This is a genomic window from Helicobacter suis, from assembly GCF_902196135.1.
In the GTDB taxonomy this organism is placed as follows: domain Bacteria; phylum Campylobacterota; class Campylobacteria; order Campylobacterales; family Helicobacteraceae; genus Helicobacter; species Helicobacter suis_A.
Genome location: NZ_CABIKE010000005.1, coordinates 89324 through 99305 on the forward strand (window position 1 = coordinate 89324; position 9982 = coordinate 99305).

The window sequence follows — 9982 nt, forward strand, 5'->3', positions numbered from 1 at the left end:
AAACTCTAAAGCTTAAATTTAATCAGATTAGTGGGGACTTTAGCCACGATTTTATAAACTAGGCCTTTTGTGTGCGCTGCTGTAGCGTGTGCATCTTGGCTAAATAAAATGGCTAGCATGCCCGCATCCAAACGCAAAGAATAACAACTTTCACTCATTTTATAGGTCTGTTTATCTAGGCTAGAGTCATAAGGTTGCTTTACTTCTAAATCTGTGCTATCCCCTAGATATAAAAGTTCGCTACCCTGCACCATTAGCAAAAAATCTACATGATCTTGGTGGGTTTCTAGTAAACCTAAAGAAGGTGTATAAATAATCTCTGCCGCGCTCATGCCTTGATCTAATTCTTGTTTAACTACTCCTTGTTTTCTTTGTAGAAAAGCCTGATGCTTAGAACTAGCCGGGTCTAACATTGCCTTTAAATAGGCATAAAGAGACTCTAACTCTTGGGTTTTAGAAAATAAAGAGGCTAAAGAGACTAACTTGCCAATAACTGCCATTTTATCTCCACTGGTTTTAATCTCAGGATTTTAATCCGAAAAGTCCAATGGAGTTTAAACCTCTTGGTGTACAAAAGCTAGGGCTTCTTTTAAGTCTGTAAGGGTGGTGATGCTATAAGTGGGCTTAGCGCTAAGCCGTTTGTTAAGATTTTTTAAAACACTCGTACCAAATTCTACATAATAAGAGGATCGCTCCTCACACACCTGCACACATTCGCTATAGCGCACAGGTTGGACAAGTTGGATTCCAAGACATTCAAGCGCGCCTTCTTTATCTTGATAAACCTGTGTAGTGGCATTAGAAAGTACGCCAAAGTGATAATTATTGTATAAACTTTCTTGTAAAAGTGCCCTAAAATCCTCCACCATAGGCTCTAAAATAGGGCAGTGGCTCACCACATTCATCGGTAAAAGCACACATTTTTTAGCCCCCAGTGTTTTAGAATTAAGATTTTGCAAAAGAGATTTAGGCCCAGCTAATACAACCTGTGGGCCATTAAAATTAGCCACATACAGCAATTGCCCCTCTTGTTTAGCTTGTTTGCAATAATCCCCTAAAACCTGCGCATCACCCCCTAAAACAACCAACATGCCAAGCTCTTCTTTATAAGCGCTACAGATCTCCTCCATGCGCTCTCCTCGTTTAGAGACTAATTTTAACCCCCTTTTTAAATCTAGCGCCCCACTAGCTGCATTAGCACTAATTTCACCCAAAGAATGCCCCAAAGCTAGCAAAGGTTTAACAGATCCGCCCAACTCTTGCATAAACACCTCAAAGGCCACCATAGAAACTAGAAAGATCGCGCTTTGTGCATAGGTACTTTTGTTTAGCTGTGTATTCTCACTCTGTAAAAGCTTAACCATATCTGTTTGTAAAATATCGCTAGCCTCTTGATACATCTCTCTAGCCAAATCAAAATTTTTATAGATTTCCTCGCCCATGCCCACATGTTGTGAGCCCTGTCCACCAAATAATGCAACCATTCTTATCCTTTCACCCCTCTAATCCTTGTGCCTGCGCATGCGCGATTAAGGGCTCAATCACCGGGTCTAAATTACCCGAAAGCATGAGCTCCTCCAAACTATAAAGCGTTAAATTAATGCGGTGATCGCTTAAGCGGTTTTGGGGGTAGTTGTAGGTGCGAATCCGCTCACTTCGATCCCCGCTACCCACCTGCATTTTACGCTCGGCTGAGTGGGCTTGTTGTTGCTCTTCAATTTGTTTTTCATACAAACGGGCTTTGAGGATTTTTAAGGCCTTATCGCGGTTTTTATGCTGGGATTTTTCATCTTGCATGGATACACTAATGCCTGTAGGGATATGCGTGATGCGCACGGCTGAATCGGTGGTGTTTACACATTGCCCCCCATGCCCTCCAGCGCGAAATACCTCAATACGCAAATCGCTAGGATTAATATTAATCTCTACATCATCTGCCTCAGGCATAATCGCTACAGTGATAGCTGAGGTGTGGATACGCCCTTGTGATTCAGTCTCTGGTACGCGCTGTACGCGGTGGGTCCCGGCTTCAAATTTTAGTCTTGAATACACCCCCTGCCCTTTAATGAGCGCAATCATTTCCTTATACCCACCCACGCTATTTTCACTAGAGCTAACAATTTCTACTTTCCAACGCTTTAAATCTGCATAACGGCAATAGGTTTTAAACAAGTCGCCTACAAAAATCCCCGCCTCATCGCCCCCTGTACCGGCGCGTAGTTCCAGATAGATATTTTTAGAATCGTTTGGATCTTTTGGAATGAGCAAGATTTTAATGTGATCTTCTAAATTCTTGCTTTGCTCCTCTAGGCTTTTAAGCTCCTCTTTGGCTAACTCGCCTAGTTCTTTATCCTCTAATAGCGCCTTATTTTCTTGGATTTGATCTAAAATCTTTAAATAGCGCTTAGCCGCTTGGGCTAATTCCTCTAAACTGGCTTGTTCTTTGCTTAATTCAGTGAGCCGTTTGACATCGTTTAAAACTTCAGGTTGGGTTAAGGAAATGGCAAGCGCATCATAACGCGCCACAACCTCCTTTAATTTCTGGGATAACACGATTAAGCGTTAGCTAGGGCGATCTTTTTAACACTTGCATTCAAGCGCGAAACTTTCCTAGAGGCGGTGTTTTTCTTTAAAACGCCCTTACTGACAAATTTATGTAGTTCTTTATTAGCCACTTTAAAAGCTTCTTGGGCTTTGGCTAGATCGTTATGTTCTACGGCTTGGCGTACGGCTTTTACAATATTTTTAATGCGGGTTTTATAAAAGCGGTTGCGCTCGGTGCGTTTAGCGGTTTGGCGGATGCGTTTTTCTGCGGATTTATGATTAGCCATAGCTTAATCCCTTTATCAAAAATAATATGGCAAGATTCTATCTAAAAAAGCATTAAAGACTGATTAACTTAGGAAAACGCATGGTTTTTGGTACAGATGGGGTGCGGGGTAAGGCTGGAGTTGAGATCACCCCGATGTTTGTCATGCAATTAGGCATTGCGGCTGGATTGTATTTTAAATCACAGGCAAGGAGTAATAAAATCTTAGTGGGCAAAGACACCCGCAAGAGTGGTTATATGGTTGAAAGTGCGCTTGTAAGTGCTCTGACTTCAGTAGGTTATGATGTGATTCAAATAGGGCCTATGCCCACACCTGCTATTGCTTTTTTAACCGATAACATGCGCTGTGATGCGGGGGTGATGATTAGCGCTAGCCATAACCCTTTTGAGGATAATGGGATTAAATTTTTTGATCGTTTCGGCTATAAATTACAAAGACAGAGCGAAATTGCCATTGAAAAGATCTTTGCTAATACACAACAAATACAGAGCAGTTGCCAGTGTGGGGTGGCTATTGGTAGTTCTAAACGCATTGATGATGTAATCGGGCGCTACATCGTGCATTTGAAAAATTCCTTCCCCAAACATTTAAATTTACAGGGCATGCGGGTGGTGATTGATACGGCTAATGGAGCGGGTTATAAAGTCGCGCCCATTGTCTTTAGCGAGCTAGGCGCGGATGTGATTGTGATTAATAATGAGCCTAATGGGAGTAATATTAATGCCCAGTGTGGCGCGCTTTATCCTTTAGAACTCAGCCAAGAAGTCAAACGATACCGCGCAGATTTAGGCATTGCCTTAGATGGCGATGCCGATCGGCTGGTAGTGGTGGATCATTTAGGAGAAGTCGTACATGGAGATAAGCTTATTGGGGCATTAGCTACCTACCAGCACAAACAAGCCAAGTTAACTAGCCCACAAATTGTAGTAACCACAATGAGTAATCTTTCTTTGCAGGAATATTTAGAAAAACAAGGAATATCTGTTTTACATTGCAATGTGGGGGATAAATTTGTGAGTGCGTGCATGCAAGAAAATGGGGTGAATTTTGGGGCTGAACAAAGCGGGCATATCATTTTAGGCGATGCAAAAACAGGCGATGCAATCATGAGTGCTTTACAGGTAGCTGCTTATATAGTTGAAAGTCAAAAACCAAGTGCTGAGGTGCTTAACCCCTTTGAATTAACCCCCCAAATTTTAGAAAATATGCGCGTTAAAACCAAAAAACCCCTAGAAAAAATCCATGGCTTTAAGGACAAACTTAAAGACCTTGATACAGAGGGGATTCGCCACCTGATTCGTTATTCGGGTACAGAAAATATTTTACGCATTCTCTTAGAGGGCAAGGATCAACACGCCTTAGAAAAACACATCAAAGATTTACGGACTTTTTTCCAAGAGCATTTAACTTGAAATCCCCCATTTTTGCCTTTATTTTAGCCTTTATTGGGGCTATGCTAAGCGATCAAGTGCTTAAACAAATGATTTTAGCTGGCTTGCGCTATGAGGGACCGGTGATCTCTATTGTGCTAGCTTATAATGAGGGTGTGGCTTTTTCTATGCTGCATTTTTTAGGGCCTTATCTTAAATACATCCAAATTATTTTAATTGGGGGTTTAGGTTTGTTTTTATGGCAACAAAAAGAGCTTTTTAATCTTAATGCCTTGCCCTTTGGGTTGATTTTAGGCGCGGGTAGTTCTAATCTACTTGATCGCTTCATACACGGGCATGTAATTGATTATGTCTACTGGCATTATCAATTTGATTTTGCAATCTTTAATTTAGCCGATGTGCTCATTGATGTAGGGGTTGGGTTAATTATCCTCAAACATTTTAAGACAAAGAATAAGCAAAAGGGGGTATAATGGCGGCTTTTTATGCGGCGGTTTTTATAAAAATTTCTAAAAATTTCTGCGCAATTTAAGGGTCGCGTAGCTCAGTGGTAGAGCACTACCTTGACATGGTAGGGGTCGCTGGTTCAAATCCAGTCGTGGCCACCATAAAATAAATTAAGCTAAGAAATACACCAAAATCCTAAGTGGGCGCATTATCTCGATCTTAAATTACAACTGCTCATTAGAATTTAAATGTACTTAAAAAACTATTTGAATCAAGAGTTTGTTTATGCAAATCATCAGAGGATTTTTGCATAGAATCGTTGATTTTTAATAAATCTTGCACGCACAAGGCGATCTTATCTACATTTTCAAAAATGCTTGCTGTGTGCTCATTTATTCTATTAATGTTGTTGAGATTGACTAAAGAGTGATCCACTGCATCCACGATGATAGAGGAAAAATGATTGATATGGCTTTGCATATCACTTGAGTGCTGGGCTAGGGCTTGCATTAATGAGAGGCTGTCTTTTCTTTCTTGATTAAGCTTGGCAATGGCTTCTAGGATATGTTTGACAATAGATGTACTTTCTGTAATGTTTCTTTGTGTCCTTTCAGCCAGAGCCCGCACTTCATCAGCTACCACCGCAAACCCGCGCCCATGCTCGCCTGCTCGTGCGGCCTCAATAGCGGCATTTAAAGCAAGTAAATTGGTTTGATTAGCAATCTCTACAATTGCATCTAGCACACTTTGTATATCTTGCGCTTCTGTGGATAAAAATTGCATGTTGGTAACACTCTGTTCTTCGCTAGCTATACTGCGCTGGATATGTTCATCAATCGCAGTTATAGCTATCTTAGTCTCAGAAACATTTTTTAACACACTCTCCAAAAGCTCCCTAGTGGAAACAGATACCGCCACGCTTTCGCTTAATATTTGTCGGCTAGAGTGGCTTAAATCCGTGTTATCACGGCTAATTTGCTCTATTTGTTTGGAGTTTGAGTCTAACCCTATAGAAACATTGCTTAAAGTTTTGGAGATGGCTATATTGTCTTGTACCTGCCTAGAGATTTTTTGTAAAGTGCCTCGTGTGTATTCTATAAAGAGGTTTACAGATCTAACCATCAAGCCTATTTCATCATTAGCCTCAATGCTAATCGTATCGGTAAAAGTTTTATTGTTTGCGATGTGTTCTAGGGTCTTATTAACTTTGTTTAATCTCCTAGAAATACGGCGCACTATCAAGAAAAGACAAGTTATGATTACAGAAATTAAAAACACTTGAAAGGCCAGCAAAGATGCAAAATAATAAGTGTTCTTTGTAATGGTAGCCTCCGTGATCTTTGTGATATTAGCGTTGATACTATCCTCTACCTGTTTGAGTAAATCAATCTTTTTTGTGATGGTTTTAAACCAAACATTTGGATTAACACCAAATCCCCCCACTGAATATTTTGAAATTAGTATATGGCGCATTTTTTCCACATCTTTAAAGCTAGAATCCTCAGAAATACGATGGAATAACGCCACACTCCGTGCATCTGCAAAGAGTAGGAAAGTTTTTTGAAAAACTTCTTGCTTAGCTATTAAGGAAATAAAGTTAATGTAGTTAGGATCAACCGAGTCATTTGCAACAAAAATACGATTAGCTGTAGCCCTTTCTAATCCAGATTCCTCTTTGGCATAAAGAAAACTAATATAGCTTATGAGCGCATCAGAGACTTGGGAGTTATGGACAATTCTAATGGATTTAAGCACGCTATCCAGAAATATTGTAATGATCTGGGTAAAGTATTGCATTGTGCTATCCACAATCGCCCTTTTATCCTTAGATTCCATAGCGCTGCGGATTTGGGGCAATTTGACTAAAAGATCTAATCCTTTTTGTAAAGCCTGCACATAGCTAGTATCCAAACCCGAAGTAGAACTTAAAAATCTTTTAAGATCGTCTAATTTTGTATCTGTATGCCGTCTTTGCTCTTGTAACTCACTGGCAAACTGCACCCCACCACTAGATAAAAAACCCGCACTCATTCCTCGTTCTTTTTGCATTTCATGTACAAGCGAGGATAAGTATTGAGATGCCTTCATTTGGCGCGCCAAATCTTGACTACGCTTCAAAGTATCATAAGCGTTATACGATCGCCAAAACATAAGAATCAATAGGAAAACCATAGGAACAGAAACGATTAATACAATTTCATCCCGCAGCTTCAAATTATTAAACAAGTGTAGCAAAGCCTCCGATTGATAAGGCAAATTAAAAAAATAAACCAATTGGATACTATCAACTGGTAATAAATAATGTCAAAACAGCGCCCATTAATAAGTTCTTATCTAGTTTGAAATAAATTAAAGAACCCCTTAAATTCAATCTTTTATAATGTTGCCTTTTAATGAGAGGAAAACATGCCCAGCCAAGAAGAACGATTAGAATATGAGATTAAAAAAGAATTAGAAGAACTTAAGATTAGGTATTACAACAAGACAGAAGCCATAAATGAAGAAATCAAATACGCCCTAGAAGAAGCCCCTTCTAAAGGCGGAGGGAGTGGGCGCAATTATCCCGATCTTAAATTATGGGTAAGTACTAAACAAATGCGCCATATCCCGGTGATGATAGAGATCAAGGGACTTAAAGGGCGTTTGGCTAAATTTAATAAAGATTTAAGCCTTGAATCAAGCACCACAGCCATTAAAAATTACGCCCTCAATGGGGCAGTGCATTATGCTGATGCGATTCTAGATTATAGCAGCTGTAACGAGGTCATTGCCATTGGTATTAATGGCTATGAAGAGGCGAATAAATTGCATAAAGAATACGCCTTTTATTATTTGCAGTCTAAAGCTTTAGCCGTGCCCCAAAAGATTGGTGATTTTAGCGATCTCTCTATCCTAGCTAATTTGGAGGCATTAGAGTCTAAACTAGGTACGCTCACTTTAAGCGGAGAGGTACGCGCTAAGACTATTGAGGATTTAGAGAGCCAAACAGAAACCCAGCTTAACAAGCTTAACCAGTTTTTACATGATGAAATTTTAAATCTTGACCCCAATGATCGCGTGGCTTTGCTTGTAGGGATGATCATGGCAGCTAGTGGGGTTGCTCATAAAACTTCTCCACTCAAACTAGGGGATTTAAAGAGTGAACAAGATAAAGATGCCCATGACGGACATGAGTTTTTAAAGAAAATTAAAGCTTTTCTAAACGCCAAAAACTTACCCCCAGAGAAAATTAGCATAGTTGTTCATGAACTCCAAAAAGTTTTTATCCACTCTAAGCTATGGCAAACTAACACCTACACCAGAGAAAATATAGCAGAAAGCCCGCTAAAAACCATCTATTGGCGGTTTTTAGAGGGAGTTTTTCCTTTGGTTAAAAAACTTAGCCAAGCTGATATTGCGGGTAAACTCTTTAATGTGCTTACTAAATGGCTAGAAGTCCCCGATAGCGAAAAAAACGATGTGGTGCTCACCCCTAGAATAGTTGTGGATTTAATGGTAAACCTAGCCGAAGTTAATCAAGATTCTTATGTGTGGGATTATGCCACCGGCTCAGGGGCATTTTTAGTTTCTAGTATGAATAAGATGATTCAAGATTGCACAGAAAAGATACTTAACCAAAAAGAGAGAGAAAAGAAAATCGCCCATATTAGGGCCTACCAACTACTAGGCATTGAAAAACGCACAGATATTTATTTGCTTGGGGTGTTAAATATGCTCTTACTAGGCGATGGGAGTGCAAACCTACTACACAAGGATAGCTTAGTAGATTTTCAAGAAAAAGAATCTATCAGGTATGAACAGGGTGATTTGAAGGGCGAGCCTTTTAAAGCTAATGTCTTTTTGCTTAATCCTCCCTATAGCGCTAAGGGTAAGGGCTTTGTTTTTGTAGATCGCGCTTTAGAGAGAATGACTAGCGGGCGGGCGGTGGTGATCATCCAAGAAAATGCAGGCAGTGGAAACGGGCTACCCTATACAAAAGATATTTTAAAGAAAAACACCCTATTAGCCAGTATTAAAATGCCTTTAGATTTATTTGTGGGTAAATCTAGCGTACAGACGGCTATTTATGTTTTTGAAGTGGGCAAACAACACAATAAAAAACATATGGTTAAATTTATTGATTTTAGCAACGACGGCTATATGCGCGCGGCGCGTAAAAAAGCAAAAGCGAGCACTAATTTAAGAGATGTGGACATGGCCAAAGAACGCTACGCTGAACTGATTAATATCATTGTACATGATCACGATCCTAAACTGTATAAGGATCACTTTATTAAGGATACTATCAGTTTGGATGGCAAGGATTGGACTTATGCCCAGCATCAAAAAATAAACACCAAACCCCAAATCACAGATTTTAAAAGGTGTGTGGCTGATTTTCTAACTTATGAAGTTTCTTTAGTACTAAAGGGGGATTCGCTCACACAAGAGGCTAAAATTTAGCTTAATTCGTGGTTTTAAAAAGATTGATATAAAATAAAACGCCCGGGAACGCTACACAAACCCCGGGCAGAAAGGAGCGATCAGCGAACCTCTGATCGTAATCCTATGCGGGCGTTGTGCCTTAAATTCTCTATATTTTGGCTAAAGTGAGTCTAAAAATCAAAAAAAGATAGCTAGGATCGCCCCTCCGGGGGCACCTTTGATATTTTTCTAAAACATAAGGGTAAGCATGGGTATTTTAAAAAGTTTTGAGGAATTATTAGCTCTAAACTGGCAAGAGGTAAGAGTAGGGGATTTATTTAAGGTAGAATCTAGCAATAAGATATTACATGCCAACCAACTTAAAGAAATTGTAGATGTTCCTCAAGAGGGTTATTATCCTTATGTAGTTAGAAGTGCGCGTAATAATGGAATAAAAGGGTTTATTAAAGAGGATACAGCCTTTTTAAATCCGGGTAAGAGTTTAAGTTTTGCGATGGATACCTTTAGCGTCTTTTATCAAGAGAGGGATTATTTTACAGGGAATAATGTCAAAATCCTAGTTCCTAAATTTGATCTTGATAGATACAAGGGGTTATTTATTGCTACCACCCTACAAAAATCTATCGCCCATCTAAGTTGGGGGACAAATTGTACAATTAGTGATATTGAAACAATGCGCTTTTCTCTTCCCCACCTCCCCACCGGAGAGATCGCCTTTAAAGCTATGGAAGTCTTTATTAGAGAAATTCAGGCGGAGCGCCTGAGAGAAATTCAGGCGTATTTAAAAGTAACTGGATTAGAAAACACCACTTTAACAAAAGAAGAAGAAAACGCCCTTTCTCTTTTTACACATAACTTTGATTCTTGCGGGGGGGGGGGGGGGGGGAA

At 39.7% G+C, this 9982-nt stretch carries 9 protein-coding genes and 1 tRNA gene; 5 read left to right on the plus strand and 5 right to left on the minus strand.

Annotation, left to right across the window (positions count from 1 at the left end; genetic code table 11):
- Nucleotides 1-5: 5 nt before the first annotated feature.
- Genes G6Q06_RS04505 through rpsT form a run of 4 tightly spaced genes read right to left on the minus strand, consistent with a single transcriptional unit; the run spans nt 6 to nt 2831 of the window.
- Complete coding sequence (locus tag G6Q06_RS04505) at nt 6-500, minus strand: YhcH/YjgK/YiaL family protein (protein ID WP_240329218.1); 495 nt, start codon at nt 498-500, stop codon at nt 6-8.
- A 54-nt stretch (nt 501-554) separates the two neighbouring features.
- A complete protein-coding gene (locus G6Q06_RS04510) occupies nt 555-1484 on the minus strand; it encodes an ACP S-malonyltransferase (RefSeq protein ID WP_240329219.1) in 930 nt (309 codons plus the stop codon).
- A 10-nt stretch (nt 1485-1494) separates the two neighbouring features.
- Nucleotides 1495-2553 carry a peptide chain release factor 1 gene (prfA, locus tag G6Q06_RS04515; protein ID WP_163565840.1) on the minus strand — a complete coding sequence of 353 codons (1059 nt, stop codon included), beginning with the start codon at nt 2551-2553 and terminating at the stop codon, nt 1495-1497.
- A gap of 2 nt (nt 2554-2555) precedes the next feature.
- Nucleotides 2556-2831, minus strand: a complete 276-nt coding sequence (rpsT, locus tag G6Q06_RS04520; RefSeq protein ID WP_163533842.1) for a 30S ribosomal protein S20 — start codon at nt 2829-2831, stop codon at nt 2556-2558.
- 80 nt (nt 2832-2911) lie between these two features.
- On the opposite strand from rpsT, the gene glmM reads away from it, so the two are divergent.
- From glmM to G6Q06_RS04535, 3 genes are all read left to right on the plus strand, one after another.
- Complete coding sequence (gene glmM / locus G6Q06_RS04525; RefSeq protein WP_205435879.1) at nt 2912-4243, plus strand: phosphoglucosamine mutase; 1332 nt, start codon at nt 2912-2914, stop codon at nt 4241-4243.
- 41 nt (nt 4244-4284) lie between these two features.
- On the plus strand, nt 4285-4695 hold the full coding sequence (gene lspA / locus G6Q06_RS04530) for a signal peptidase II (protein WP_240329225.1): 411 nt from the start codon (nt 4285-4287) through the stop codon (nt 4693-4695).
- Nucleotides 4696-4755: 60 nt separating this feature from the next.
- Nucleotides 4756-4830: transfer RNA gene (locus G6Q06_RS04535), tRNA-Val, on the plus strand.
- Nucleotides 4831-4906: 76 nt separating this feature from the next.
- On the opposite strand, the gene G6Q06_RS04540 is transcribed toward G6Q06_RS04535, so the two are convergent.
- Complete coding sequence (locus tag G6Q06_RS04540) at nt 4907-6757, minus strand: methyl-accepting chemotaxis protein (protein WP_240329222.1); 1851 nt, start codon at nt 6755-6757, stop codon at nt 4907-4909.
- Between the two features lie 318 nt (nt 6758-7075).
- On the opposite strand from G6Q06_RS04540, the gene G6Q06_RS04545 reads away from it, so the two are divergent.
- Both G6Q06_RS04545 and G6Q06_RS04550 read left to right on the plus strand, forming a co-directional pair.
- Nucleotides 7076-9112: an HsdM family class I SAM-dependent methyltransferase gene (locus G6Q06_RS04545; protein WP_163565842.1), complete on the plus strand. Its 2037-nt coding sequence runs from the start codon at nt 7076-7078 to the stop codon at nt 9110-9112.
- Nucleotides 9113-9341: 229 nt separating this feature from the next.
- Nucleotides 9342-9982: restriction endonuclease subunit S (locus G6Q06_RS04550; RefSeq protein WP_163565843.1), on the plus strand; the 641-nt coding region annotated here is incomplete at its 3' end.